Origin of the sequence: Bradyrhizobium sp. CCGUVB14 (genome assembly GCF_024199935.1) — a bacterium.
Lineage (GTDB): Bacteria > Pseudomonadota > Alphaproteobacteria > Rhizobiales > Xanthobacteraceae > Bradyrhizobium.
In genome coordinates this window covers 7472440-7497178 of sequence record NZ_JANADS010000001.1, presented here as the reverse complement: position 1 = coordinate 7497178, position 24739 = coordinate 7472440, and the positions used below count along the sequence as shown (strand labels likewise).

25 protein-coding genes are annotated in these 24739 nt (G+C 64.8%); 16 read left to right on the top strand and 9 right to left on the bottom strand.

Annotation, left to right across the window (positions count from 1 at the left end; genetic code table 11):
• Window positions 1-21: 21 nt before the first annotated feature.
• The 3 genes from NLM32_RS34995 (at window position 22) to NLM32_RS34985 (ending at window position 1099) form a co-directional block, all read left to right on the top strand.
• A complete protein-coding gene (locus NLM32_RS34995) occupies window positions 22-180 on the top strand; it encodes a hypothetical protein (RefSeq protein ID WP_254133260.1) in 159 nt (52 codons plus the stop codon).
• 148 nt (window positions 181-328) lie between these two features.
• The gene (locus NLM32_RS34990; RefSeq protein ID WP_254133259.1) at window positions 329-853 is read left to right on the top strand and encodes a septal ring lytic transglycosylase RlpA family protein; all 525 of its coding nucleotides are present in this window, start codon (window positions 329-331) and stop codon (window positions 851-853) included.
• A 93-nt stretch (window positions 854-946) separates the two neighbouring features.
• A complete protein-coding gene (locus NLM32_RS34985; protein ID WP_254133258.1) occupies window positions 947-1099 on the top strand; it encodes a hypothetical protein in 153 nt (50 codons plus the stop codon).
• A 273-nt stretch (window positions 1100-1372) separates the two neighbouring features.
• Here NLM32_RS34985 and NLM32_RS34980 read toward each other — a convergent pair whose 3' ends face one another.
• From NLM32_RS34980 to NLM32_RS34970, 3 genes are all read right to left on the bottom strand, one after another.
• Window positions 1373-1678: a hypothetical protein gene (locus NLM32_RS34980; protein ID WP_254133257.1), complete on the bottom strand. Its 306-nt coding sequence runs from the start codon at window positions 1676-1678 to the stop codon at window positions 1373-1375.
• Window positions 1679-1806: 128 nt separating this feature from the next.
• Window positions 1807-2079 (bottom strand): hypothetical protein, encoded by a 273-nt coding sequence (locus NLM32_RS34975; RefSeq protein WP_254133256.1) that lies wholly within the window; start codon window positions 2077-2079, stop codon window positions 1807-1809.
• A gap of 129 nt (window positions 2080-2208) precedes the next feature.
• Window positions 2209-4899 carry an alpha/beta hydrolase fold domain-containing protein gene (locus tag NLM32_RS34970; RefSeq protein WP_254133255.1) on the bottom strand — a complete coding sequence of 897 codons (2691 nt, stop codon included), beginning with the start codon at window positions 4897-4899 and terminating at the stop codon, window positions 2209-2211.
• Window positions 4900-5088: 189 nt separating this feature from the next.
• Between NLM32_RS34970 and NLM32_RS34965 the strand changes: the two genes are divergently transcribed.
• Together NLM32_RS34965 and NLM32_RS34960 are read left to right on the top strand one after the other, a co-directional pair.
• Entirely contained in the window at window positions 5089-5337 is a 249-nt protein-coding gene (locus tag NLM32_RS34965) for a hypothetical protein (protein ID WP_309143731.1), read from the top strand.
• Between the two features lie 319 nt (window positions 5338-5656).
• On the top strand, window positions 5657-7126 hold the full coding sequence (locus tag NLM32_RS34960; protein WP_254133253.1) for a carboxylesterase/lipase family protein: 1470 nt from the start codon (window positions 5657-5659) through the stop codon (window positions 7124-7126).
• Between the two features lie 7 nt (window positions 7127-7133).
• Here NLM32_RS34960 and NLM32_RS34955 read toward each other — a convergent pair whose 3' ends face one another.
• Entirely contained in the window at window positions 7134-7313 is a 180-nt protein-coding gene (locus NLM32_RS34955) for a hypothetical protein (RefSeq protein WP_027519499.1), read from the bottom strand.
• Window positions 7314-7470: 157 nt separating this feature from the next.
• Between NLM32_RS34955 and NLM32_RS34950 the strand changes: the two genes are divergently transcribed.
• Window positions 7471-8265 carry a class III extradiol ring-cleavage dioxygenase gene (locus tag NLM32_RS34950; RefSeq protein ID WP_254133252.1) on the top strand — a complete coding sequence of 265 codons (795 nt, stop codon included), beginning with the start codon at window positions 7471-7473 and terminating at the stop codon, window positions 8263-8265.
• Between the two features lie 84 nt (window positions 8266-8349).
• On the opposite strand, the gene glgA is transcribed toward NLM32_RS34950, so the two are convergent.
• Window positions 8350-9786 (bottom strand): glycogen synthase GlgA, encoded by a 1437-nt coding sequence (gene glgA / locus NLM32_RS34945; RefSeq protein WP_254133251.1) that lies wholly within the window; start codon window positions 9784-9786, stop codon window positions 8350-8352.
• Complete coding sequence (gene glgC, locus NLM32_RS34940) at window positions 9783-11045, bottom strand: glucose-1-phosphate adenylyltransferase (protein ID WP_254133250.1); 1263 nt, start codon at window positions 11043-11045, stop codon at window positions 9783-9785. The genes glgA and glgC overlap by 4 nt, the downstream gene beginning before the upstream one ends.
• A 333-nt stretch (window positions 11046-11378) precedes the next feature.
• Between glgC and NLM32_RS34935 the strand changes: the two genes are divergently transcribed.
• The gene (locus tag NLM32_RS34935; protein WP_254133249.1) at window positions 11379-11813 is read left to right on the top strand and encodes a hypothetical protein; all 435 of its coding nucleotides are present in this window, start codon (window positions 11379-11381) and stop codon (window positions 11811-11813) included.
• A 136-nt stretch (window positions 11814-11949) separates the two neighbouring features.
• On the opposite strand, the gene NLM32_RS34930 is transcribed toward NLM32_RS34935, so the two are convergent.
• Window positions 11950-12930 carry an ABC transporter substrate-binding protein gene (locus NLM32_RS34930; RefSeq protein WP_254133248.1) on the bottom strand — a complete coding sequence of 327 codons (981 nt, stop codon included), beginning with the start codon at window positions 12928-12930 and terminating at the stop codon, window positions 11950-11952.
• Window positions 12931-13417: 487 nt separating this feature from the next.
• Between NLM32_RS34930 and NLM32_RS34925 the strand changes: the two genes are divergently transcribed.
• The 9 genes from NLM32_RS34925 (at window position 13418) to NLM32_RS34885 (ending at window position 22386) form a co-directional block, all read left to right on the top strand.
• Window positions 13418-14521, top strand: a complete 1104-nt coding sequence (locus NLM32_RS34925) for an ABC transporter substrate-binding protein (RefSeq protein ID WP_254133247.1) — start codon at window positions 13418-13420, stop codon at window positions 14519-14521.
• Window positions 14499-15521, top strand: coding sequence for an ABC transporter permease (locus tag NLM32_RS34920; protein WP_254133246.1), 1023 nt, complete (start codon window positions 14499-14501; stop codon window positions 15519-15521). Before NLM32_RS34925 ends, NLM32_RS34920 begins: the two co-directional genes overlap by 23 nt.
• Window positions 15515-16315, top strand: a complete 801-nt coding sequence (locus NLM32_RS34915) for an ABC transporter ATP-binding protein (protein ID WP_254133245.1) — start codon at window positions 15515-15517, stop codon at window positions 16313-16315. Before NLM32_RS34920 ends, NLM32_RS34915 begins: the two co-directional genes overlap by 7 nt.
• Complete coding sequence (locus NLM32_RS34910; RefSeq protein WP_254133244.1) at window positions 16309-17481, top strand: acyl-CoA dehydrogenase family protein; 1173 nt, start codon at window positions 16309-16311, stop codon at window positions 17479-17481. The genes NLM32_RS34915 and NLM32_RS34910 overlap by 7 nt, the downstream gene beginning before the upstream one ends.
• A gap of 27 nt (window positions 17482-17508) precedes the next feature.
• Window positions 17509-18603 (top strand): LLM class flavin-dependent oxidoreductase, encoded by a 1095-nt coding sequence (locus NLM32_RS34905; protein WP_254133243.1) that lies wholly within the window; start codon window positions 17509-17511, stop codon window positions 18601-18603.
• On the top strand, window positions 18600-19538 hold the full coding sequence (locus tag NLM32_RS34900; RefSeq protein WP_254133242.1) for an ABC transporter substrate-binding protein: 939 nt from the start codon (window positions 18600-18602) through the stop codon (window positions 19536-19538). The genes NLM32_RS34905 and NLM32_RS34900 overlap by 4 nt, the downstream gene beginning before the upstream one ends.
• Before the next feature lie 366 nt (window positions 19539-19904).
• Window positions 19905-20750, top strand: coding sequence for a CmcJ/NvfI family oxidoreductase (locus NLM32_RS34895; RefSeq protein WP_254133241.1), 846 nt, complete (start codon window positions 19905-19907; stop codon window positions 20748-20750).
• A gap of 103 nt (window positions 20751-20853) precedes the next feature.
• Window positions 20854-21168, top strand: a complete 315-nt coding sequence (locus NLM32_RS34890; protein WP_254133240.1) for a septal ring lytic transglycosylase RlpA family protein — start codon at window positions 20854-20856, stop codon at window positions 21166-21168.
• A gap of 48 nt (window positions 21169-21216) precedes the next feature.
• Window positions 21217-22386: a Gfo/Idh/MocA family protein gene (locus NLM32_RS34885; protein ID WP_254133239.1), complete on the top strand. Its 1170-nt coding sequence runs from the start codon at window positions 21217-21219 to the stop codon at window positions 22384-22386.
• 176 nt (window positions 22387-22562) lie between these two features.
• On the opposite strand, the gene NLM32_RS34880 is transcribed toward NLM32_RS34885, so the two are convergent.
• Both NLM32_RS34880 and NLM32_RS34875 read right to left on the bottom strand, forming a co-directional pair.
• Complete coding sequence (locus NLM32_RS34880; protein WP_254133238.1) at window positions 22563-22742, bottom strand: hypothetical protein; 180 nt, start codon at window positions 22740-22742, stop codon at window positions 22563-22565.
• Between the two features lie 574 nt (window positions 22743-23316).
• The gene (locus NLM32_RS34875) at window positions 23317-24627 is read right to left on the bottom strand and encodes an ABC transporter substrate-binding protein (protein WP_254133237.1); all 1311 of its coding nucleotides are present in this window, start codon (window positions 24625-24627) and stop codon (window positions 23317-23319) included.
• Between the last annotated feature and the right edge of the window lie 112 nt (window positions 24628-24739).

Below are 24739 nucleotides of genomic sequence, written 5' to 3'. Positions count from 1 at the left end.
CTGACCGGGTTCATGATGTGCATGCTGACGCAACGGGAGCTCGACTTTCTCGCCAGCCTGAAAACCGGCTGGCGGCTGCTCTATCGGCGTGAACTGATGCGGCTCGTCACCGGCGAGGTCGAGCGCGGCGAGGCGCGGCCGGAGACGCACCCGATCGTCTGGCGCGTCCTATCGAACTAGTTCCCCGCTCATCTGTACCGATTCAGGACAACTGTGGTGGAATCATCACAGCCGGCGCGAAACGATGGTGGCCGCAAGGCCGCTTTTGTTCAGCCAAGGTTCTGCCCTCATTGCCCACCGAAACTCAGGGTTGTTCGGAGGGCGCATCATGTCATGCATTGCAAGTGCCGAAACTGCCCGAATTTCGCTGGCAACCTCGAGCCGGTTGCTGCTCGCGATCATCGGCGCCGCCTCGCTCGCGGCGTGCGCGCAATCACCGGCCGGCCGGCAGAGGGCCGATCTCGCTCCCACCACAAGGCAGACCGCGATCGAGCGTCCGCACCGGGTCGCGGCGCTGCATCCGCGTCCGATCTACCGGCCGCATCGGTCTCATGACGTCGCGAGCGCGAGGCAGACGTCGTCGCATGGCGTTGCGAGCTTCTATTCGGATACGGAGACCGCGAGCGGCGAGAAGTTCGACAAGAACGAATTGACCGCGGCCCATCCGACGCTGCCGTTCGGCACCAAGTTGCGCGTCACCGATGTCTCCTCCGGCCGCTTCGTGACTGTCCGTGTCAACGACCGCGGGCCGTTCGTCCGCGGCCGCGTGGTCGACATCTCGCCGTCCGCCGCCGAGGCGCTCGGCATGGTCGACAAGGGTCTCGCCAATGTCCGGCTCGACGTCGTGCAATAGAGCATGATCCGGATACGCCGCGCTTAACCGGCTGTTAGCTGCTCTCCCGCACCATGGGCGCCCGGCAATTCGGGGCTTTGGTGGAGACGGCGCTTGAACACGATCCAGTATCTCGAAGATCAGGCTGCGCGCGCCGAGCGACTTGCCAAACGGATCACGGATACGCTGACGATCGAAAAGCTCCTGACCTTCGCCGGCGACCGCCGCCGCGAGATCGAAGTCATCGCCGGCCGCCGGCGCGCCTGACGCCGTTTAGATCCATGCTCTGAACGCATTTGCCCTCGCCGCAAACCGCGGAACTTCTTCTCCTGTCCGGCGTCATGTCAGCACAGACATGGAGGAGGAAGTCATGGGCTTTGGACGAGGTGCACTGCTCTGGTTGCTTGGCGTGCCGCTGCCGGTCATTCTGCTGCTGGCAATCTTCTGGCACCACTAGGGTTGTGATGCCGACACACGAAAAGCGCCGCGGAAGCGGCGCTTTTTGTTGGCTGCGATGATCGCGCGAGACGACAGGGCGCGCTAGCTATGGCTCTCGACGAAATCGCTGAGATAATCGGGCAGCGTCACGCCGTCGATATCGCAGCGGGCCTGGATCTCATCGGCGATTTCGGTCGAGATATCCTTCATCCAGTGCTCGAGCGTGTTGAACGAGATCACCTTGATCGGGTCGTTGAAGCAGCCGGCGACGAGTTCGCCGATGGTGGCTTCGAGATCGCTCCGCTCGATGCGGATCTCGGTCGCCTTGTCGAGGCGATCGATCACCACGAACAAGGTCTGGTCAGCGCCATAGGGCACGTCCGGGGATTTCACGCCAGCTTCAAGCATCTCAGACACTCACGCTTTTGGCTTCCGATCCCGGTTAACGGGAAAAACCGGAAGAAGGTTCCTGCGGAAATCACAGGACGCCAGCGGGACGCTTGTCGTGAGCGTGCGGTATTGGAATGTTCGTGCGGTCAGAGAAATTCCCGCAGCCGCGACAGCTCCAGGACGTGCTCCGGCGAGAGGATGTCCGTGACCAGCGGCGGCTGCGGCGCCGTGTGGATGTCATAGAGATGCCGGGTCGGCGCGGGCTTCTCCATGAAGGCCGAGATGCACTCGTCGAGCGTGCCTTCGCTCACCTGATAGGATACCCGGTCCGGCCGGCGCTGGTTTCCGAGCGAGGGCCATTTGTGCAGCACCGCGAGCGCACTGAAATCGACCTTTGAATCAACTGATACGCCACCCATCGTCCTCGCCTCACGCAAACAGGGCCCCAACACACTCATCGGCGTGCCAGGGCCCATACGCATCGCTGCATCTCAATGCCACGCGCCGATAACGCAGTGGCCGGGAAAAGGTTCCCGGCCGATGGCGTCTCAACTCGCGGCTGCAGCGATTCTGTGCCCTGGGCTCGCATGGCCCTGACCGGTGTCGTCGCCGCGGCTGACCTCCGGCGGAAGCCCGGCGAAGCGCCGCAAGGCTTCGGCCATCTGCACCCGGCCGGAGACGCCGGTGATCACCACATCGACCATCGCAAAGGACGAGTGGAAATGGCCGTGCGCCTTGAGCTGCTCGACCGGGACGCCGGCGGCCGCCATCGCGTCCGCATAGGCGACACCCTCGTCGCGCAGCGGATCGAACTCGCAGGTGACGACGAAGGCCGGCGGCAGGCCGGCGACCTTGCCGCGCAGCGGCGAGACGCGCGGATCGGTGCGGTCGGCCGGCGAGCAGTAGAGGTCCCAGAACCAGTACATCAGCGACCGCGTCAGGAAGTAGCCGGTCGCATTGTCGTTGTAGGAGGGCCGGTCGAAGCTGCAGTCGGTGACCGGACACACCAGCAGCTGGCCCGCGATCTCCGGCCCGCCGCGGTCGCGCGCGAGCTGGCAGGAGACGGCGGCGATGTTGCCGCCGGCGCTCCAGCCTGCCACCAGCACCGGGCCCGGCTTACCGCCGAGCTCGGCCAGATGCTCCGAGATCCAGCGCGTCGCCGCATAGCCGTCTTCGGCCGCGGTGGGGAAGCGGTGCTCCGGCGCGTGGCGATAGCCGACGCTGACAAAGGTCATGCCGGTTCGCCGCACCATGTCGCGGCAGAACGGTTCGTCCGACTGCTCGTCGCCGAGCACCCAGCCGCCGCCGTGGAAATAAACGACGACCTGATGCGGGCCCGGTGTGGCCGGCTTGTAGACGCGATAAGGCAGCGGGCCATCGGCGCCGGGCAGGGTGCCGTCGACGATTTCGCCGATCAGCCGTCCCGCCGGCCGGCCCTTGTTGAACTCATTGACGAAGGCGCGCGCGCCGATCGCGCCCATCGACTCGATCGGCGGCAGGTTCAGCGACGCCAGCAGGTTCAGCACCAGCCGCACGTCCGGCTGCAGCTTCACCACCTCGCCGTCATTGCATTGCGCGGCGACGTTGGGACCGGTGAGCTTGAAGCCGAGCATGCCGCGGCTCGTGACCTCGTCGCAGATGCTGCGATAGGGACCTACGCCGCCGGTATAGGGCATCAGGCCCTGCACCTTGCCGGGCACGTTGGCGCCCGTGTACCAGGTGTTGGCGAGCCGGTGCAGCGTCACCATCGAGCAGTCGGTCATGTGCCGGCCCCAGCCGGCCTGCGCCGTCTCGGTCGGCTCGATCGTGGTGAAGCCGGCGTCGCGCAATGCGGCGAGGCGATCGACGACCCAGTCGACATGCTGCTCGATCGACACCGCCATGTTCGACAGCACCGACGGGCTGCCGGGTCCCGTGATCATGAAGAAGTTCGGGAAGCCCTCGACCGTGAGACCGAGATAGCTCTGCGGTCCCTGCGCCCAGACATCGGTGAGCGACTTGCCGTTGCGCCCCGTGATCGGATGCACGGCGCGGATCGCGCCGGTCATGGCGTCGAAGCCGGTCGCGAACACGATGATTTCGACGTCGAAGCTGCGCTTGCCGGTGGTGATGCCGCCTGCGGTGATCGCCTTGATCGGCTCTTGGCGCAGATTGACCAGCGTGACGTTCGGCCGGTTGTAGGTCGCGTAGTAGTTGGTATCGAGGCAGGGACGCTTGGCGCCAAAGGGATGATCGTGCGGCATCAGCGCCGCGGCCGTCTCCGGATCCTTCACGGCCGCCGAGATCTTCTCGCGGATCAGGTCCTGGACGATCTTGTTGCCGTCGACGTCGACGCCCTGATCGGCCCAGAGCTGCGTCAGGATGTGGACGAGATCGCCGGCTGCCCAGGCACGTTCAAACCGCTCACGACGTTCGGCATCGCTCAATTGCCAGCTCACGACGGTTTGCTGCGGATAGGGAACGCCGGTCATCGACTGGCGCGCCTGCTCGCGATAGGCCGCGCGGTCGCTCTGGAAGAAGTCCCTGCGATCGGCCGGCGAGGGGCCGTTATGCGCAGGCAGCGCGAAATTCGGCGTGCGCTGGAACACGGTGAGGTGCGCGGCCTGCTCGGCGATCAACGGGATCGACTGGATCGCCGACGATCCCGTGCCGATCACGGCGACGCGCTTGCCGGCGAGATTGACGCCGTCATGCGGCCAGCGTCCGGTGAAGTAGACCTGGCCCTTGAAGTCCTTGACGCCGTCGATCTCCGGCGGTTTGGGCGCGGAGAGGCAGCCGGTGGCCATGATGTAATGGCGGCAGGAGACTGGCGCGCCGTTGTCGGTGCTGAGCTGCCAGCGCTCGGCCTTCGCGTCCCATCTGGCTTCGGTGACCTTGGTCTTGAAGCGGAAGTCGCGGCGCAGATCGTAGCGGTCGGCGACGAAGCCGAGATAGCGCAGGATCTCGGGCTGGGCCGCGTATTTTTCCGACCAGGTCCAGACCTTGTCGAGCTCCGGATCGAACGTGTAGCTGTAGTCGATGGTTTGGATATCGCAGCGCGCGCCGGGATAGCGGTTCCAGTACCAGGTGCCGCCGACGTCGCCGGCTTCGTCGAGACCGACGGCCGAGAGGCCGGCCTTGCGCAGGCGATGAAGAAGATAGAGGCCGGCAAATCCGGCGCCGACCACGGCAACATCGACCTGTTGGGCTGTTCCACTCGCCGCCTTGGACTCACGTGCGGCGACCATTGCGTCCGGCATGGTATTCCTCCCGTGTATTTTGTTTTGCCGGCAGGCTAGTCCTGCAGGCCCGGCTTGTCATCAGAGCAAGTGCAATCTTCGGTAGTCGTTGCGGCGTCATCGTGGCGGCGCGAACCCTGCTTCAATGCACGCATCGCGATGCACAATGGCCGTGATTACCCGGGCTAATCATGCATGATCCGTCTGTGTATGCTTGCGGCTACAAGCCACGCGTACCGACCGGGCGTCATGACAGAGTTGAGTGAGCGCACCAAAGCCAACATGGACGTCGTCCTGGAGGAGACGTGCCGCCAATTGCCGCATGGCGGCGGTCATGACAGCCGCAGGTTCATCGCCGAGCGCCTGATCGAGGCGGCGCAATCCGGCCACTCCACGCTCGGCGAGCTCGGCATCATCGCACGACGTGCGCTGGCGGAGATCATTGCCAAGGGCGGGTAGCGGCTGCGATCAAGCCGGTCGCTTGCCGCGCCGAAGGTGCGCTCCCTCGCCCCGCGCTCTTGTCCGACGAAGCCCGCCTTCGGGCGAAGGCGGATGCGGGGGCGCGACGAGCTTCGCTCGCGCTGAGAGGGTTGGGGTGAGGGGCCTCTCTCCACAGATGAGATTGCCGATGGGCCTGTACCCCCTCACCCGGATCGCAAGAGCGATCCGACCTCTCCCCGTAAGCGGGGCGAGGTAAGAACGTCGCAACGCTTGCCTCACAGCGGGCCGCGGACGTAACCTGACGGGCAACATTTTCGCGCATCGAGATCCCCCGAAGATGCGGTCCCTGCTTGCGCTCATTGCAGCCTTTGCATTGCTCTCTGCCGGCGCGGCCGTGGCCCAGCCGGTTGGGCAATTTCCATTTGCGTTGACGCGCGAAGGCCAGATGCTCGGCGCCGTCAAAGGCGAGGTGGCCTCATTCAAGGGCCTTGCTTATGCAGCGCCGCCGGTCGGCAGCCTGCGCTGGCGTCCGCCGCAGGCATTGCCCGAGAGTTCGGAGATGAGCACGGCCTACGATTATGGCGCGCCCTGTCTCCAGCCATCGCTGCCGGCCGGGCGCGAGGATTGCCTGACGCTCAACGTGTTTCGTCCCTTCGGCGTCGACGGGCCGCTGCCGGTGATGGTGTTCATTCATGGCGGCGATTTTTTCGTGGGCACCGCCAGTGATCCGCTGTTCGACGGCTCATTGTTTGCGCAGGCCGGGCTCATCATCGTCACCGTGAATTATCGTCTCGGCGCGCTCGGCTGGCTGACGCATCCCGCGCTGTCGGACGGCGGCTCCGGTAATTTCGGCCTGATGGACCAGGTCACGGCGCTGCGCTGGGTGCACGACAACATCGCGGCCTTCGGCGGCGATGCGAACAACGTCACGCTGTTCGGCAACGGCGCCGGTGCCACGTCGATCGCGCTGCTGATGCTGTGCGCCCAGTCCCGCGATCTCTTCCAAAAGGCCATCCTGCAATCGGTGCCCGGCCGCGCACGCCTGCCTTCGTCGCAGGAGGCCGAGGCCGCAGGCCGGCAATTTGTTGCAGCGCTCGGGCACGGGGCGGATCTGCGTGCCGTCGAACCGGCACGTCTGCTTGCCACGGAAAAACGTCTGCTGGACAAAGCGCCGCGCAGCTTTGCGCCGGCGATGGACGGGCAGCTGGTGACGGAAGACGTCGCCGCGGGATTTGCAGCGGCACATGAGAGCCGCATTCCCCTGATCATCGGGTCGAATGACGACGAGACCCGTTTCGACAGCGAGCTCGAGGTCAAGGAGATGTTGTCCGCTTCGGGCGAGAGCATCGACGCGCTGCGCAAGCTCTATCCGGGTGCCGCGAGGCCGTCGGACGTTGCGGCGAGCTTCTACACCGACAAGGTCTTCTCCGAGCCGGTGCGCATGCTCGCCCGGCTTCATGCCGCGACCGGCGCACCGACCTTCCGCTATCGCTTTGCCTACGTGCCGGAAGCCCGGCGCAGCAATCCCGACGAAGGCCACGGGCGCGAGCTGCAGTTCATCTTCGGCGCGGAGGGCGTGCCCGGTGCGGGCATCTTCTCGCGACGGGACCGCGAGGTCGCAAACCGCATGCGGGCTTACTGGATCAACTTTGCCAGGAGCGGCGACCCGAACGGCGCGGAGCTGCCGCACTGGGACGCGGTCGCGGACCGCGATCATCTGCTGCTGATCACGAATGATCGCATCATGAGCGGCGACGACCCCTGGGTGGAGCGTCTGGACCGGCTCGCGCGCGAAAACGGAAAATGAGTTGGAGTTAAGCCGCGAGCTCGACGCGCGGCGCCGGGCTCAGCCGGTCTTCTTCCAGATAGTCCATCGCGCCGTCCTTCTCGACGGCATAGAACTGCTGGCCTTCCTTCGACCGATAGGCGGCGCGAACGACGCCGCGGCGGCCCTTGTCACTGTTGACGACGTCCCCCAGCGCAAACTTCTTCATCTCACGTCTCGCTTGTCTTCAGGCCGATTCCTTCGGCCACGCCGGATTGTGGGCGGCAAATCGTTAACGACTTGCTAACCATACGGGTTTGCCTATGCTCGCCGCCGATTGCGCGACTGCTACACGCGCATGTCGTCCACGAAACGAGCTGGCACAAATGACGCGATTTCCGACCCTGTTCCTGTCCCACGGCGGCGGCCCCTGGCCCTTCATGGAGGACCGGCGGGTGCAGTATGCAAAGACGGCCGCAGAGTTCGGTCGGCTGCCGCAGCTTCTGCCCGCAAAGCCCAAGGCCGTGCTCGTCATCACGGGCCATTGGGAGGCCGACGCCTTCACCGTGTCGACTTCGGCGCATCCGCCGATGGTGTACGACTATTACGGTTTCCCCGAGCATACCTACCACATCACATATCCGGCGCCGGGCCAGCCCGAGCTGGCTGCGGAGGTGAGGACGCTGCTCACGCGCGCGGGCCTGGATTGCCGGGAAGATCCCAATCAGGGTTTTGACCATGGCACGTTCGTGCCGCTCGGCCTGATGTATCCCAACGCCGACATGCCGATTGTGCTGCTGTCGCTGAAGTCGAGCTATGACGCGGCCGAGCACGTCAAGGTCGGGCAGGCGATCGCCTCGCTGCGCGACGAAGGCATTCTGATCGTCGGCAGCGGCCTCACCTATCACAACATGCGCGGTTTTGGCCGCGCGGAGTCCAAGCCCGTCTCATACGATTTCGAGGCCTATCTGAACGAGGCGATCGGCAATCCGGATGCGGCGCGTCGCAATGCGATGCTGGTCGACTGGGAGAACGCGCCGAGTGCGCGCCTCGCCCATCCGCGAGAGGACCATCTGCTGCCGCTGATGGTCGCGGCGGGCGCGGCCGGCAACGACGTCGGCAAGCGCGTCTTCGTCGACGAGGTCGCGAATGTGGCGATGGCGTCGTATGTGTTCGGGTGATGAATTCGTAGGGCGGATTAGCGAAGCGTAATCCGCCATCGGGCCGCACCAAAGGCGGCGGACTACGCCTTCGGCTAATCCGCCCTACGCACCGCGCAAGCGGGATGCCATCAGGCCGCGATAGAGTGCCGCGTACTCGCCGGCCCGGTTGCGCCAGGATACGTCGGTCGCGAGGCCCGCGAGCTGCAATTGCCGCCACGCCGCCCTGTCATGGAAGGTGAAGCTCGCGCGCCCCAGCGCTGCCGAGAGATTGGCCGATGTCACGGGCCCGAAGGTGAAGCCGGTCGTCTCGTTCACGGTATCGGCGAGGCCGCCGACGCGCGACACGATCGGAACGGCGCCGTAGCGCAGCGCGCAGAGCTGGGTCAGCCCGCACGGCTCGAACCGCGACGGCACGATCAGGGCGTCTGAGCCGGCCTGGATCAGATGCGCGAGCGCCTCGTCATAGCCGATCACGGCCGCGATCCGGCCCTGATGTCCGCGCGCAGTTGCCTGGTAGCGATCCTGCAGTTCGGCATCGCCGCTGCCGAGCAGGGCCAATTGCATCCCATCGCCCAGGATGGTGGGCATGGAATCCAGCAGCAGATCGAGCCCCTTCTGCCATGACAGGCGGCTGATAACGCCGAGCAGCAGCGCATCCGGCCGCGGTTCTAGGCCGAACCGCTGCTGCAGCGCCGCTTTGTTGGCCGAGCGAAACGACAGCTCCTCGGCGCTGAAGCGGTAGGCGATGTGCGGATCGGTGTGTGGATTCCACACGTCGACGTCGATGCCGTTGAGGATGCCGCTCAGCACGCTTGCGCGCTCGCGCAGCAGGCCGCCGAGCCCCATGCCGCCCTCGTCGCTCTGGATCTCCTGCGCATACGTCGGCGACACCGTGGTGATGCGATCGGCCAGTTGCAGCCCGGCTTTCAAGAAGCTGATGCCACCGAAATATTCGAGGCCGTGGACGTCGAACGACGCGTCGTGGGGCAAGCCGATCGCGGCCGCCAGCGTGCGGTCGAACTTGCCTTGATAGGCCATGTTGTGAATGGTCATCACGGTGCCGGGCCGCGCCCCGCCATCGTAGTGCAGATAGGCCGGCGCCAGCCCGGCCTGCCAGTCATGGGCATGCACGACATCGGGCACGAAGGCCGCGACGAGACCGTGGCCGATGTCGGCCGCGATGCGCGCCAGCGCGGCGAAGCGCACGCCGTTGTCCGGCCAGTCGACACCCTCGGCGGTGACGTAGGGATTACCGGGCCGCGCGTAGAGATGCGGCACATCCAGCACGAACAGGTCGAGCCCGTCATGGGAGCCCGCGAGCAGTCGCCCGGGCCCGCCGAAATAATCCGGCCAGCGCCGGATCTCTTCCGCGCCCGACAGCAGTCGCATCACATCCGGATAGCCCGGCATCAGCGTGCGCATCTCGACGCCATGCGCCTTCAGCGCGATCGGCAGCGCTCCGGCAACGTCCGCGAGGCCGCCGGTCTTGACGATGGGGTAGACTTCAGAGGCGACCGCAAGGACGCGAACAGGCGTCATGTATTGAGCCTGTCGAGCATCGATTGGGTGACGAGCGATATGCCCTGTTCGGTGGTGCGGAAGCGCTTTGCGTCGAACTCGGGATCCTCTCCGACCACGAGACCTTCGGGGATCTCGACGCCGCGATCGATCACGACATTCTTCAACCGAGCTCCGCGTCCCACATTCACGTAAGGCATGATCACGGCGTTCTCGACATGGGCATAGGAATTGATGCGCACGCCGGTGAACAGCAGGGAGCGGCGCAGCGCCGCGCCGGAGATGATGCAGCCGCCGGAGACCAGCGAGCTCACGGCCGAACCGCGCCGGGTCTCCTCGTCATGGACGAACTTCGCCGGCGGCGTGATCTCCGCATAAGACCAGATCGGCCAGGCGCGGTCGAACAGGTCGAGCTCCGGTACCACGTCGGTGAGGTCGATATTGGCGGCCCAATAGGCATCCACCGTGCCCGCATCGCGCCAATAGGAGCGGGGGTCGTTGCCCGAGCGCACGCAGGAGGTCGAGAACTGATGCGCGATGGCGCGGCCGTTCTTGACGATGTAGGGAATGATGTCCTTGCCGAAATCGTGACTGGAGTTGGTATCCTCGGCGTCGCGCTTGAGCTGGTCGAACAGGAATTTGGCGTCGAACACGTAGATGCCCATGCTGGCGAGCGAGACATCAGGCTTGCCCGGCATCGGCGGCGGATCCTTGGGCTTCTCCAGGAACTGCTGGATCCAGCCGTTCTCGTCGACATGCATGATGCCGAAGCCGGAGGATTCCGCGCGCGGCATCTCGAGGCAGCCGACGGTGACGTCGGCGCCGCTGTCGACGTGCTGTCGCAGCATCACCTCGTAATCCATTTTATAAACGTGATCGCCGGCCAGCACCACGATGAAGCGGGCGTTGTGCGACTCGATGATGTCGATGTTCTGGTAGATCGCGTCCGCCGTGCCGACATACCACATGTTCTCCGAGACGCGCTGGCTCGCAGGCAGGATGTCAAAGCTCTCGTTGCGCTCAGGACGGAAGAAGTTCCAGCCCATCTGAAGATGCCGGATCAGGCTATGTGCCTTGTACTGGGTGGCGACCGCGATGCGGCGGATGCCGGAGTTGACCGCGTTCGACAGCGCGAAATCGATGATGCGGGATTTGCCGCCGAAATAGACCGCGGGCTTGGCGCGCCGGTCGGTCAATTCCAGCAGCCGGCTGCCGCGTCCGCCAGCCAGGACAAATGCCAGGGCCTGGCGGGCAAGCGGCTCATTTCCGGCAGCACTCATGTCATCCTCCCTGAACTCAGGCGCATACCAAGGCCTTCGCGAGACGCTTCCCGGCCGCGCATCGTTGGAACCGATAGTAACGGTACGAATAGTAAATCGGGAAGGTGCTTGTTGGTTGCGAACGCATGGGAAGCTTAACGCTTTGCCCCGGGGGCGCAGGCCCTCCGGAGCCGTCGTCCCGGTGTCATGTCGGCGCCGCGGAGGATCATATTTCGGGCACCTGAGGCATCTTGTGCGCTGCACGCAAGCTTGAGGATTCGACTTGACGCCGGGATGCCTGAAACATGACGCTGCGATCCTTTTCCGTAACGAAACCTCAGAGGGAGAAAGGCGATGAAGATCTGGACAACGGCAATTGCCTGCTCGCTCACGGCTGCGGTCGTGGCGGGCCAGGCCGGGCAGGCGACAGCGGCCCCGCTACCGACCCATGTTGCGACCATGAAGGCCGCGGCCGGGGATGATGTCACGCCGGTCTATTGGCGCGGCTGGGGATGGGGCTTTGGCGGCCTTGCGGCCGGCGCGATCATCGGGAGCGCCATCGCCAGCGGCGGGCCCCATGGTTATTACGGCGGCGGGCCGTATTACGGTGGCTATGGGTATCCAGGGCCGGGCTACGGCTACGGGTATGCGCCGGCCTATTATGGCGGCGGTTACGGAGCGGGTTACGGCTACGGCTACCGTCCCTACTATCGTCCCCGTCCTTATTACAGCTATGGCTACTATCGGCCGCGGGCCTATTACCGTCCCTACTACCAACACTATTGGTGATCGCGCAGGCCTGAGTGATGGCCTAAAGCGATAGCCACACGATCAAGCTCATGCAGGCGAGATGCCCGAGCACGATCGCGGCGAGATGCAGCGGGCCGGCTTTGAGGCGAAGCCTGCGCATCTCGCCGCTCCCGCGCTAGTTCGATCCCGCGGCCGCGGCGGTGAAGCTGCGGTCGACGGCTTTGCTGACGTCGAGGGTCTTCGGCAGGATGCCGTAGCGCGTCGAGCGGTCGGAGGCTTCCTGTACCTCCTTCACGACGCTCTCGTCGATCACGATCGGGCTGGTGCGCTGCGCGGTGTAGGCCGCCAGCAGCACGTCCTCGGGCAGTTTTGTCAGCTCGGCCGTGCTCCTGGCATATTCACTGATGTGATCCAGCGACCATAGCCGGGCCTTGTTCAGCCGCTGCAGCAGGTCCTGCACCGCCGCGCGCTTGGTGGCGATGGCGCTGTCGGTGGCGACGATGAAGGTGATGGTGGGCGTCAGGCCTTCGCCGTCGGCGATCACGCGCGCCTTGTCCTTCAAGGTGGCGAACGAGACATAGGGCTCCCACACCGCCCATGCGTCGACCGAGCCGGCCACCAGCGCGACCTTGGCATCGACCGGGCCGAGCGGCGCGAAGGTCGCGTCCTCCAGCTTGATCTGCGCCTTCTCCAGCGTCGCATCGATCAGGAACTGGCCCCAGCCGCCGCGCGTGCCGGCGAGGCGTTTGCCCTTGAGATCGGCGGCCGACCTGATCGGTGAATCCTGGCGCACCAGGATCGCTTGCGTCTTCGCATCCGACTTGGTGCCGCCGATCGCCTTGATCGGCGCGCCGGCCGCATAGACCGACAGGAAGGAGAGATCGCCGGTGTAGCCGACGTCGAGCGCGCCGGCATTGAGCGCTTCCAGGATCGGCGCTGCCGCCGGGAATTCCGACCATTCGATTCTGTAGGGCAGGTCCTTGGCGTAGCCGGAGATTTCGAGCAGCGAGCGGTTGCCGCCCTTCTGGTCGCCGACGCGCAGCACGACCGTATCGGCCGCGAACGACGCGGCTGCCGTCGACAAGGTGACGGCGGCAGCAAACAGCGAGGCCGCCAACCGGCGCGTGATGGAATGGTCGTGGGAGTTGATGCTCATGTGATCTGTCGTGTTGCTTGCTTGTGACTTTGGCCCACGACACGTGGGCGCGTGATGCAGCGAGAGATTCAAGTCTATGGTTGCGTGATGCGCAGTCAATGAAATGGCTATCCGTATTGCGGATGCCTTGGGCAATGACGTTTCAGCGCGGCGCAGATTTCGAGAACGCGCGGCGTGCGCGGTCGCAGATGCGCAAAAATCCAGCAACCGATGGAGCCGCAGCGCGTCGTTGCGGGATGATGCCACCGCGAAAATCGTTTCATCGTCGTTCTGCGCGTCGATGGAGAGAATGACTTCGCATCGCGCCACATTCGAAATTCCATTTCATTGACGATGCGGCAGGCGCGCCGCATGATTTGCGCATCGCATCAACGCGGCGCAAAAAGTGCCCGCGAAAAATATTCTCTTAACGCAGCTCCGCACGGAACATGCGCAACGCGAAGCGTTGCGTGAATGGTGGAGCCGTGCCAACTCAGGAGTGGGGCTGATGGGCAACGACGACAAGCGCACCGGGGCGGGCCTCGATCGGCGTCATCTGCTTCAGGCGGGGTTGGCTGCAGCTTTCGCCGCGCCGCTCGGTGCTTTCGGTGCAGCACAGGCCTTTGCACCACAGGCGATCGCGCCCGGCGTCGACCTCTCGGAGTTCCCGCTGTGCCGGACGGCCTCGGACGCGCCCGCGCTCACCGGCGCGCCGCGCAAGCTGAAACTGTCCTGGAATGCCGGTGCGGTCTGTCTCGCTCCGGTGCCGGTCGCCATCGAGCACGGCTTCTTCCAGAAGCAGAATCTCGACGTCGAGCTGATCAATTATTCCGGCTCGACCGACCAGTTGCTCGAGGCGATCGCGACGGGAAAAAGCGATGCCGGCCTCGGCATGGCGCTACGCTGGTTGAAGCCGCTGGAGCAGGGCTTTGATGTTAAGATCGCCGCCGGCACCCATGGCGGCTGCATGCGCGTGCTGACCCGCGCCGATTCCAACGTGAGCAAGCTCGCCGATCTCAAGGGCAAGATCGTCGCGGTCGGCGACCTCGGCGGCCCGGACAAGAATTTCTTCTCCATTCAGCTGGCCAAGCTCGGCATCGATCCGACCAGGGATGTCGACTGGCGCGCCTATCCCGGCAATTTGCTCGACGTCGCGGTCCAGAAGGGCGAGGTACAGGCCTTCCTGTCGTCGGACCCGCTTGGCTATCTCTGGCTCAAGGACAGCCAGTACAAGGAAGTCGCTTCCAATCTCGATGGCGAATATCGCGACAAGAGCTGCTGCATCCTCGGCTTGCGTGGCAGCCTGGTGCGCGAGGAGCCGCAGGTCGCGCGCGCCCTCACGCAAGCGCTGCTCGATGCCGCGATGTTCACCGCGCAGAATCCGGCCGTGACGGCGAAATCGTTCCAGCCTTACGCGCCGAAGACGGCATCGCTCGCCGACATCGAGGGTATGGTGCGCTACCACACCCACCATCATCATCCCGTCGGAGAGGTGCTGAAGCGCGAGCTCAAGGGATATGCCGACGATTTGAAGAGCGTGCAGGTCTTCAAGCAGAGCACCGATACCGCCAAATTCGCGGAGCGCATCTATGTCGACGTATTCGCTGTCTGACGGCGTCGCGTCCGGCGCGCCGCGCCTTTCGGGCGGGTCGCTGCTTGCGACATGGCTGCGGGAATCCGGCGCCGGCGTGGCCGCCAGCGCGGCCTGGATCGTGTTCGGTCTCTCCTGCCTGTGGTGGGAGGACGTCGGCGACTGGTCGCGCACGCATTCGCTCGGCATTGCCGCCTTCGTCATCGCTGCGATCGCCCTGTTCGGGACTGTCGGTGCGGACTATCTGGGATCGGCGGGCAAGGCCCTGCGCCAGCGCGCGCCGTGGCTCATTGCGCTCGGCGCTGTCCTGACCTTGTGGGAGCTCGCCACCGCAAAATTCGCCTGGCTGCCGCTGCCGTTCTTTCCGCCGCCGCAATCGATCATCGAGGTCTATACCGACGACCTGCCAAAACTGCTCGACAGCGTGCTCGCCTCGGTCAAGCTTCAGCTCGGCGGCTATCTCATCGGCGCCACGGTCGGCTTCCTGACCGGCGTCTCGATCGGCTGGTCGCGCGCGGTCGGCTATTGGGTGCATCCGTTGTTGCGCTTCATCGGCCCGCTGCCGGCGACAGCCTGGTTGCCGATTGCCTTTTTCACCTTCCCGTCGAGCTGGAGCGCCTCGACCTTCCTGATCGCGCTCGCGACCGGATTTCCGGTCACGGTGCTGACCTGGTCGGGAGTCGCCAGCGTCAGCAACGCCTATTACGACGTCGCGCGCACGCTGGGGGCAAAGCCATCGTTCCTGGTGCTGAAAGTGGCGATCCCCGCCGCGCTGCCGCACGTTTTCGTCGGCCTGTTCATGGGCCTCGGCGCGTCCTTTGCCGTGCTCGTCGTCGCCGAGATGATCGGCGTCAAAGCCGGGCTCGGCTGGTACCTGCAATGGGCGCAAGGCTGGGCGGCCTACGCCAACATGTATGCGGCGCTGATCGTGATGTCGCTGCTCTGCTCCGGCGCGATCACGCTGCTGTTTTCGGTCCGTGACCGCCTGCTGGTCTGGCAGAAGGGGACCGTGAAATGGTAGCGGCAGCCGCATTGGCCGAAGTCCCCGCGCATCCGGCTGCGGGCGCCGCGCTCGATATCGAGCAGGTCAGCCATGCCTTCGACATCGACGGCGCCGAGCTGCCGGTGCTCAGCGAGGTCAGCATCGCCGTCGAGCCCGGCGAGTTCGTTGCGCTGCTCGGCCCGTCCGGCTGCGGCAAATCAACGTTGCTGCGGCTCGTCGCCGGCCTCGACAAGCCCAAATCGGGAAGCCTGCGCGAGGACGAAGTCCGCATCACCCGGCCACATCCGTCGCGCGTCGTCGTGTTCCAGGACCCGACGCTGTTTCCCTGGCGCACGGTCTGGGACAACGTCGCGCTGGGGCTGGAGGCGCAGGGCATCTTGAAGAGCCAGCGGCACCGCGTCGATGCCGCGCTCGACCTCGTCGGGCTGTCGGACTTCCGCACCGCCTATCCGCATCAGCTCTCCGGCGGCATGGCGCAGCGCGTCGCGCTGGCCCGTGCGCTGGTCAACGATCCCAAGATCCTGATCCTGGACGAGCCGCTGGGCAAGCTCGACTCACTCACCCGCATCACCATGCAGGCCGAGCTGGTGTCGCTGTGGCAGCGCAAGGGCTTCACCACGCTCCTCGTCACGCATGATGCGGAGGAGGCGCTGGTGCTCGCCAACCGCGTCATCGTCTTCAGCGAGCGGCCCGCGCGCGTGAAGGCCGACATCCGCGTCGACCGGCCCTATCCGCGTCATCGCGGCGACCCGTATCTGGCCGATCTGCGCCGTCAGATTCTTGGCCTCTTGGGATTGGATGCGACATGGTGACTTCTGTAGTTCAGGGACGGGTGGCCCATAGCGAGCCCGACTACATCGCCCGCGCCGAGGCGCTCGCGCCGGGCTTTGCCGCGCGTGCGGCCGAGCATGACCGCACCGGCAGCTTTCCCTTCGAGAATTTTCGCGAGCTGTCCGAGGCCGGCCTGCTCGCGCTGACGGTGCCGGCCGCGCTCGGCGGGGCCGGTGCGGGCGCGCGCTACACCGCGCGTGTCCTCGGCATCATCGGCAAGGCCGATCCGTCGACCGCGCTGGTGCTGTCGATGCACTACATCAACCATCTGGTGATGGGGCGGAGCCCGACCTGGCCGTTGCGGCTGTCGCGCAAGCTCGCGCGCGAGACGGTCGAAGGCACAGCGCTCGTCAACGCATTGCGGGTCGAACCCGAGCTCGGCTCGCCGTCGCGCGGCGGGCTGCCGGCGACGATTGCGCGCCGCACCGAGACCGGCTGGCGCCTGACCGGCCACAAGATCTATTCGACGGGATCGCCGATCCTGAAATGGTACCTGGTCTGGGCCCGGACCGACGAGGCCGAGCCGCGCGTCGGCCAGTTCCTGGTGCCGGCGGGCCTGCCGGGCACGCGCATCGTCGAGACCTGGGATCATCACGGCCTGCGTGCCAGCGGCAGCCACGACGTCATCTTCGATGATGTCGTGATCCCGCTCGATGCCGAGGTCGATGTCCGCAAGCCCGCGGATTGGAATGCGCGCGACATTACGCAGGCAACCGTGCACACCGTCTTCGTCGCCGCGATCTATGACGGCATTGCCCGTGCGGCGCGGGACTGGTTCGTCCAGTTCCTGAAGCAGCGCGTTCCCGCCAGTCTCGGCGCGCCGCTTGCCACCCTGCCGCGCGCGCAGGAGATCCTCGGTGCCATCGAGGCCAGGCTCGCGGTCAATGCCCGGCTGCTCGACACCTTCGCCCGCGATTTCGACGACGGCGTCGATCTCTCCACCGGCGAATCCAACGTCATCAAGCTGACGGTCACCAACAATGCGGTCGCCGCGGTCGAGGACGCGCTGTCGCTGACCGGCAATCACGGCCTGTCCCGCAGCAATCCGCTGGAGCGGCACTATCGCGATGTCCTGTGCGGACGCGTGCACACGCCGCAGGACGATGCCACGCGCACCGGCCTCGGCCGCGCCGCATTGGGCCACTAGCTTTCAGAAAACAACAGGGAGACCATCATGTCGGTCGAGTTCATCGGCTTCATCGCAAACAGCAACGCTTCCGAGACCATCGTGCGCCAGGGGCCGGTGCTCGATCCGCATTACATCGAGACGGTGGCGAAGGCGCATGAGCTCGCGGGCTTCGACCGTGCGCTGCTGGCGTTCCATTCGACCACGCCGGATGCGTTGCAGATCGCCCAGCACGTGCTGACCATCACCAAGCAGCTCAAGGTGATGATCGCGCAGCGGCCGGGTTTTACGGCGCCGACGCTGCTGGCGCGCCAGTTGGCCACGCTCGATCAACTCTATGACGGCCGCGTCTCGCTGCACGTCATCACCGGCGGCAATGCCATCGAGCTGCGCCAGGACGGCAACACGCTCGACGACAAGGACGAGCGCTACGCCCGCACCAGCGAATTCCTCGACGTGGTGCGGCTGGAATGGACCAGCGAGAAGCCGTTCAACTACAGCGGCAAGTACTACACCGTCGAGAACGGATTTTCGCAGGTGAAGCCGCTGCAGAAGGGCGGCATCTACACCTTCGTCGGCGGCGGCTCCGATGCCGCGATCGAGGTTTCGGGCAAGCATGCCGACACCTTTGCGCTGTGGGACGAATCCTACGCCCAGGTGCGCGACGTCACCGCGCGGGTGCGCGCGGCGGCCGCAAAGCATGGGCGGCCAAGCCCGCGCTTCAGCCTGTCGGTGCGGCCGATCCTCGCCGACACCGAGGAGGCCGCCTGGAAGAAGGCCGAAGGGATCCTCGAGCGTGCCACGGCGCTGCAGGACCAGACCGGCTATCGCCGGCCCAATCACGCGACCGAGGGCGCCAAGCGTCTGCTGGCGGCCGCCGACCAGGGCGCGCGCGTCGACAAGCGGCTGTGGACCGAGATCGCAAAGCTCACCGGCGCCAACAGCAACTCGACTGCGCTGGTCGGCACGCCGGCGCAGGTCGCCGAGGTCTTCGCCGACTATTACGATCTCGGCGTCAGCCACTTCCTGATCCGCGGGTTCGATCCGCTTCCGGACGCCATCGACTACGGCCGCGAGCTGATTCCGCTGACACGCAAGCTGATCGCCGAACGCGATCAGCAGCGGGGGATCGCGGCGGAATGATCCGGTTCATCATTGCTGCAGCGCTCGCTTTTGCGGGCGCTGATCTTGCGCCCGCGCAGACGACGCTGCGCGTCGGCGACCAGAAGGGCAATTCGCAGGCGGTGATGGAAGCCGCAGGCGTGCTCAAGGATCTCCCCTACAAGATCGAGTGGAAGGAGTTTCCGGCGGCCGCACCTCTGCTGGAGGCGCTGAGCGCAGGCGCCATCGAGACCGGGCTCGTCGGCGACGCGCCCTTCACCTTCGCCGCCGCCTCCGGCGCTCCGGTGAAGGCGATCGCCGCGATCCGGCAGACCGGCGAGGGGCTCGCGATCCTCGTGCCCGAAAATTCGCCGATCAAGAGTTTTGCGGATCTCCGGGGCAAGAAGATCGCGACCGGCCGCGGCTCGATCGGACATCAGCTGATCCTGGCCGCGTTGGAGAAGAACGGCTGGGCTGCAAGCGACGTGCAGATCGCGTTCCTGGCGCCGTCGGATGCCAAGATCGCCTACACACAAGGCGCGGTCGATGCGTGGTCGACCTGGGAGCCTTACGTCAGCCAGGAAGAGGTGCTGTTCAAGTCGCGCCGCATCATCACTTCGGAAGGCCTGACGCCGGGCCTGAGCTTCCAGGTGGCGCGGCCGGATGCGATCCGCGACAAGCGCGCGGAGCTGACCGACTTCATCCGCCGTCTCACCGTGGCGCGGGCGTGGTCGCTGACCAATGCCAACGGTTATGCCGAGACCTGGGGCAAGCTGATGAACATCCCGACCGCCGTCCCGCAGAATTGGCTGTCGCGCGCAAAAATCCGCATCGCGCCGATCGACGACGGCGTGGTCGCGGACGAGCAGAGCACGATCGATCTCTACTTCCGCTGGGGCCTGATCAAGCAGAAGCTCGATGCGGCGGAGATTGTCGACCGCTCGTTTGCGGATGCTATTGCGAAGGCGGGGTTGTAGCCACTCGGCTTGTTCTCGTGTCCCGGACGCGCTGCAGCGTGAAACGCTGCTGCGCAGAGCCGGGACCCATGCGGCGCAAAATTCCCTCACAACATGGGCCCCGGCTCAGCAGCGCACCCATAGCGCGTCGAAGACGCGCGTAAACGCGCTTATAGTGATGCGCTGCGTCCGGGGCACGAGATCTCACAAGGCTCTCAAGCATCCGTGAACCGGATAGAACGCATTCCAACTCAGTCGCCTTCCTCGACACGTTCCTTCTGCATTTCACGTCGAGAACAAGGCCCGCATTGCTATTTGCATCCTCACTCTTGCGCCACGCTCGACTCCGTCAAAAATCAACCGGACGACCACATCGGGAGACCGGCCATGGGCCTGCAAGAAACAAAAATCGAATCGCTTCCCTTCGTCACCGCCGAACTCAACTATCTCGCGCCGGTCTCCGGCAAGCCACGCACTTACGCCTTCGATCCACCGCCGGGCGAGCCGAAAAGCACGTCGTTGCCCGAGCCGCACCAGGTGCCGATCTTCGATGCGCGCCTGATCGCCGACAATTTCTCGCTCGATCGCGAGGGCTTTGCGCTGGTGCGCCATCCGAACCAGGTCAAGGACTTTTACAACGACGAGGAAATCCGCGCTGTCTACTATCCTGCTGTCGAGGCCTTTCTGCGCGCGACGCTGAAAGCCGACCGCGTCGTCATCTTCGACCACACCGTGCGCAGGCGCGTCGAGGGTGCTCCTGATATTCGCGACGGCGGCCCGCGCCAGCCCGCGACGCGCGTGCATGTCGACCAGACCGACGTCTCCGGTGCCAACCGTGTGCGCGAGCATCTGCCTGACGAAGCCGAGGAACTGCTCAAGGGGCGTGTCCAGGTGATCAACCTCTGGCGGCCGATCCGGGGACCTTTACGCGATTCACCGCTCGCGATGGTCGATGGCACCACGGTCTCTCCCGAGGATCTCGTCGCGTCCGACCTGATCTATCCCAATCGCCGCGGCGAAACCTATTCGGTGAAATACAATCCGAACCACCGCTGGTTCTATTTCCCGGAGATTACAGCGGACGAGGCGCTGCTGCTCAAATGCTATGACTCGGCGACCGACGGCCGCACCCGTTTCGGGCCGCATACCGCCTTTATCGATCCGACCACGCCGGCCGACGCCGCGCCGCGCGAGAGCATCGAGGTGCGTACGCTGGTCTTTCATAAACAGTAACAATGTGTGATGGCACTGCCGGGCAATGCCCGGCAGTGTTCCCGGAACCAAATGGAACCGGACGACGTTGCAGCGCGTGGCAGGGTAAACCGGGAGCGGTGCCGTGCGAGCGCAGCCGACGCTATTGTTTTGCCTGATCAGTTTTTCGCTTTCTGCATTTTCCGTCGCCCATGCCGAAAGCGGACTTGCCTCTTATTATGGATACGGGAAAGCCGGGAGAGGCGGCGAGCTGACCTGCGCGCACCGGACGCGTCCGTTCGGCAGCGTGCTCAAGGTGTCCTATAGCGGCCGCACCATCCAATGCCGCGTCAACGATCGCGGCCCGTTCATCCGCGGCCGCATCGTCGATCTCTCGGTGCCCGCCGCCCGCGCGCTCGGCATGATGAGCGCAGGCGTGGTGCGGGTCTCGGTGGAATAGCTCTGCCATCTCGCTATAGTGCCGCCCAAAGCAAGGGGGAGGGGTGCTATGGCCGGAATTAAGGTTGGACTCGTCGGCTGCGGCTTCGTGTCGGAGCTGCATATGTATGCGTTCCGGCGCATCTACGGCGTGGATGTCGAGGTTGCGGCGGTCGCCGCACGCGGCGATCATGTCGTCGAATTTGCCGCCCGTCATAACATCCCGTGGGTCTATCGCAGCTTTGCGGAATTGATCGCGGACCGCGCGCTCGATGTGATCGACATCTGCACGCCGCCCAATCTTCATGCCGAGATGATCGTCGGAGCCATGCAAGCGGGCAAGCACGTCATCTGCGAAAAGCCGTTTGCCGGCTATTTCGGTCGTGACGGCGACAAGCAGCCGATCGGCAAGCACGTGCCGAAGGCACTGATGTATGAGCGCCTCCTGAAGGAGATGGACGCAACGCGTGCCGCAATCGAGCGCACCGGAAAGCTGTTCATGTATGCCGAGGACTGGATCTACGCGCCGGCCGTGACCAAGACCGCGGAGATCCTCAAGGCGACGAAAGACAAGATACTGTTCATGAAGGGCGAGGAGAGCCATTCCGGCTCGCACGCGGCGCACGCCGCGCAATGGGCGATGACCGGTGGCGGCTCGCTGATCCGGATGGGCTGCCATCCGCTCTCGGCCGTGCTCTATCTCAAGCAGGTCGAGGCGAAGGCGCGCGGCGAGACCATCAAGGTCGCCAGCGTCACCGGCGATGTCGGCAATGTCACGGCCGCGCTGAGGCCGGAGGAGCGAACCTACATCAAGGCCAATCCGATCGATGTCGAGGACTGGGGCACGCTGACGGCGACTTTCTCCGACGGCACCAAGGCCACGGTGTTCTCCGGCGACATGATCATGGGCGGCGTGCGCAACCTGATCGAGACCTACACCAGCGGGGGCTCGCTGTTCGCCAACATCACCCCGAACAATCATCTGATGAGCTACCAGACCTCCGAGGAGAAGCTCGCCTCGGTCTACATCACCGAGAAGGTCGACCGCAAAACCGGCTGGCAATATGTCTGCCTCGAGGAGGAATGGACGCGCGGCTATCTCCAGGAGATCCAGGATTTCATGGAATGCGCGGCCACGGGACGGCAGCCGCTGTCGGATCTCGCGCTGGCCTATGAGACGATCAAGGTGAACTATGCCGGCTATTGGGCGGCGGAAGAGGGACGGCGCGTGGTGCTGTAGGACGCCGCCGCGCGTTCGCCGCCATCGATCTTTCCACCTACCAGGCTCCGACAACCATCATCACGGCAATGGTCAGGCAGGAGAGGCAGGCAATCGACGCAGTATAGAATTCGGGCGTATTCAATGTTGCCTCCTGGAAATGCGCTGCTTTCCAAGATACCGGTGCCGTGGCGTGATTATTCCCTCGCCCGCTTCAAGTCGGCGTCGTGTTGCGGGTCCATCCCATCGGGATCGGCGGGATCATCGTCCGGCAGAAATTGTCTTGGATGTTTGCGCGTGAGCAGAAGCTGCTTGCGCATCTCGGCGAGGCGCGCGCGGCAGTACTCCTTGTAGAGCAATTCGAATATGGCGGGCATGGTCACCCCCATCGCTGGAATTCACGATCTGAGACCGTCTGATCCGCGCTGGACGGCTTCGAAAGCCAGTGTTGCCGGTTAAGCCAACCTGAGGCGACTGGCTGATCTGCTTGTACGTAGGAAATGAAGCAGCACTCATTATCCAGATCACATTCTAGAAGATTTTTGTTTCAATAAGACTTCGTTTCACAACCTGTGCGGTTGCCCCGACGCTCGAAAATCCAACTACAGCGCGAAAGCAATGACCTTTGGATGCAGACAGCGCCGGCTACAACGGCATGAGCGCGGAGCGCGCTCTCTTATCGTTCCCTGGAGGGGAGGGCTATCGCATGTGAGAGTGATTTCCCTGCGGCCATCCTTCGAGACGCCCGCTTTGGGCGGGCTCCTCTGGATGAGGACAGAGTGCGTGGCAACTGTTTGGAAGGGCTCGGGTGCCGATTAGCCTCACCCTGAGGAGACCGCGGAGCGGTCGTCTCGAAGGGCGAGGCGCGTGCCCAGTTCTTTCCAAAGGGCCATGTGCGATTGCTCGGCATGGAAGGGGGAGGCCGGAAGCGATCCAGCGCGAGTTGTAGCTCTACGTCCCGTAGGTCGAGCCCTTAGGTAGCGGAAACACGGGATCCTGGGTACGGATGTTGGTCGGCCACACCACGGAGATGTGCTCGCCGGCGTTCTGCATCACCACCGGCGTCGAACGTTCATTCTGGCCGGAGAGCGGCGTGCCCGGCGGGAAGAATTTCACGCCGTAGCCCTGGATGGTGCCGCCGGGTGGGATGTCGACATCGAGCGCCGCCTTGCGAATGGCCTCCGGCTCGAAGCTGCCGTACTTTTCCTTCGCCACCGGCAGCACGTTGTTGAGCAGCACCCAGGTCTGATTGAAACCCATCGAGCAGTGCGGCGGCACGTCGGTGGCGCCGGTCTTGGCCTGGTAGCGCGTCACCATGGTCTTGATCAGATCACCCATGCCGGGTGCGAGCTTCGACGGATCGAGCAGCTGCGCCGGCACAGGATCGATGTTGCAGAAATTGTCGATGTCGGCGCCGAAGGTCGTGCGCAGCTTGTCGAGCTGGCTGTAGCCGGCGCCGGCGCCGAACAGCATCTTGAAGCGGAGGCCGCTCTCGCGCGCCTGGCGCAGAAACAGGGTGATGTCGGGGTTGTAGCCGGCGTGCGAGATCACGTCGACCTTGGCGCGCTTGAGCTTGGTCACGAGCACGGAGAGATCGGGCGCCGAGGCCGAATAGCCCTCGCGCAGCACCACCTGGATGCCGGCCTCCTTGGCATAGGCCTCGTCAGCCGCGGCGACGCCGACGCCATAGGGACCGTCCTCGTGGATCAGCGCGACCTTGACGTCCTTCGGCTCCACGCCGAGCTTGCCCTTGGCGTGCTCGGCGAGAAATCCCGCAAACGCCTGGCCGTACTGGTCGGAGTGAATCTGCGCGCGAAACACATATTGCAGGTTCTTATCCTTGAACACGGCGGTCGAGACCGCGGTCGTGATCCAGAGGATCTTCTTCTGCTGTTCGACCTTCGCCGCCATCGGCACGGCATGCGCGCTGGAATAGACGCCGTTGATGATGTCGATCTTTTCCTGGCTGATCAGGCGCTCGGCCTCGTTGATGGCGACGTCGGCCTTGCTTTGGGAGTCGGCGGGGACGGGCACGATCTTGGTCTTGCCGCCGATGCCGCCCTTCTCGTTGACGAGATCGATGGCGATCTGCGCGCCGACCGAGGAGGCGACCGAGCCGCCCGCGGCGAATGGTCCGGTGAGATCGTAGATCAGGCCGATGCGCAAATTCTCGGCTTGCGCCTGGGCCCGGGTCCAATCGAGGCTGAGTGTGGCGGCGGCAGCCGCCGTACCCTTCAGCAGCTGCCTGCGTGAAGTCGGCATCCTATCCCTCCCTCCGGTCAGTCGTTTGCGACTGGCTGTATATTTTTCCGCGAGTATTTGAAGGGCATGCATGAAAGTCAACATGCGCCGCACCAGGCAATTCGGACGCGCA

What these genes read in the sequence shown, in the direction of transcription:
- NLM32_RS34960 (WP_254133253.1), top strand. Translation starts at nt 5,657, where the DNA reads ATGCGGTCCCTGCTTGCGCTCATTGCAGCCTTTGCATTGCTCTCTGCC.
- NLM32_RS34995 (WP_254133260.1), top strand. Translation starts at nt 22, where the DNA reads ATGCTGACGCAACGGGAGCTCGACTTTCTCGCCAGCCTGAAAACCGGC.
- NLM32_RS34905 (WP_254133243.1), top strand. Translation starts at nt 17,509, where the DNA reads ATGTCGGTCGAGTTCATCGGCTTCATCGCAAACAGCAACGCTTCCGAG.
- NLM32_RS34875 (WP_254133237.1), bottom strand. Translation starts at nt 24,627, where the DNA reads ATGCCGACTTCACGCAGGCAGCTGCTGAAGGGTACGGCGGCTGCCGCC.
- glgA (WP_254133251.1), bottom strand. Translation starts at nt 9,786, where the DNA reads ATGACGCCTGTTCGCGTCCTTGCGGTCGCCTCTGAAGTCTACCCCATC.
- glgC (WP_254133250.1), bottom strand. Translation starts at nt 11,045, where the DNA reads ATGAGTGCTGCCGGAAATGAGCCGCTTGCCCGCCAGGCCCTGGCATTT.
- NLM32_RS34955 (WP_027519499.1), bottom strand. Translation starts at nt 7,313, where the DNA reads ATGAAGAAGTTTGCGCTGGGGGACGTCGTCAACAGTGACAAGGGCCGC.
- NLM32_RS34950 (WP_254133252.1), top strand. Translation starts at nt 7,471, where the DNA reads ATGACGCGATTTCCGACCCTGTTCCTGTCCCACGGCGGCGGCCCCTGG.
- NLM32_RS34915 (WP_254133245.1), top strand. Translation starts at nt 15,515, where the DNA reads ATGGTAGCGGCAGCCGCATTGGCCGAAGTCCCCGCGCATCCGGCTGCG.
- NLM32_RS34935 (WP_254133249.1), top strand. Translation starts at nt 11,379, where the DNA reads ATGAAGATCTGGACAACGGCAATTGCCTGCTCGCTCACGGCTGCGGTC.
- NLM32_RS34965 (WP_309143731.1), top strand. Translation starts at nt 5,089, where the DNA reads ATGCTTGCGGCTACAAGCCACGCGTACCGACCGGGCGTCATGACAGAG.
- NLM32_RS34925 (WP_254133247.1), top strand. Translation starts at nt 13,418, where the DNA reads ATGGGCAACGACGACAAGCGCACCGGGGCGGGCCTCGATCGGCGTCAT.
- NLM32_RS34885 (WP_254133239.1), top strand. Translation starts at nt 21,217, where the DNA reads ATGGCCGGAATTAAGGTTGGACTCGTCGGCTGCGGCTTCGTGTCGGAG.
- NLM32_RS34970 (WP_254133255.1), bottom strand. Translation starts at nt 4,899, where the DNA reads ATGCCGGACGCAATGGTCGCCGCACGTGAGTCCAAGGCGGCGAGTGGA.
- NLM32_RS34895 (WP_254133241.1), top strand. Translation starts at nt 19,905, where the DNA reads ATGGGCCTGCAAGAAACAAAAATCGAATCGCTTCCCTTCGTCACCGCC.
- NLM32_RS34980 (WP_254133257.1), bottom strand. Translation starts at nt 1,678, where the DNA reads ATGCTTGAAGCTGGCGTGAAATCCCCGGACGTGCCCTATGGCGCTGAC.
- NLM32_RS34975 (WP_254133256.1), bottom strand. Translation starts at nt 2,079, where the DNA reads ATGGGTGGCGTATCAGTTGATTCAAAGGTCGATTTCAGTGCGCTCGCG.
- NLM32_RS34930 (WP_254133248.1), bottom strand. Translation starts at nt 12,930, where the DNA reads ATGAGCATCAACTCCCACGACCATTCCATCACGCGCCGGTTGGCGGCC.
- NLM32_RS34880 (WP_254133238.1), bottom strand. Translation starts at nt 22,742, where the DNA reads ATGCCCGCCATATTCGAATTGCTCTACAAGGAGTACTGCCGCGCGCGC.
- NLM32_RS34990 (WP_254133259.1), top strand. Translation starts at nt 329, where the DNA reads ATGTCATGCATTGCAAGTGCCGAAACTGCCCGAATTTCGCTGGCAACC.
- NLM32_RS34920 (WP_254133246.1), top strand. Translation starts at nt 14,499, where the DNA reads ATGTCGACGTATTCGCTGTCTGACGGCGTCGCGTCCGGCGCGCCGCGC.
- NLM32_RS34910 (WP_254133244.1), top strand. Translation starts at nt 16,309, where the DNA reads ATGGTGACTTCTGTAGTTCAGGGACGGGTGGCCCATAGCGAGCCCGAC.
- NLM32_RS34900 (WP_254133242.1), top strand. Translation starts at nt 18,600, where the DNA reads ATGATCCGGTTCATCATTGCTGCAGCGCTCGCTTTTGCGGGCGCTGAT.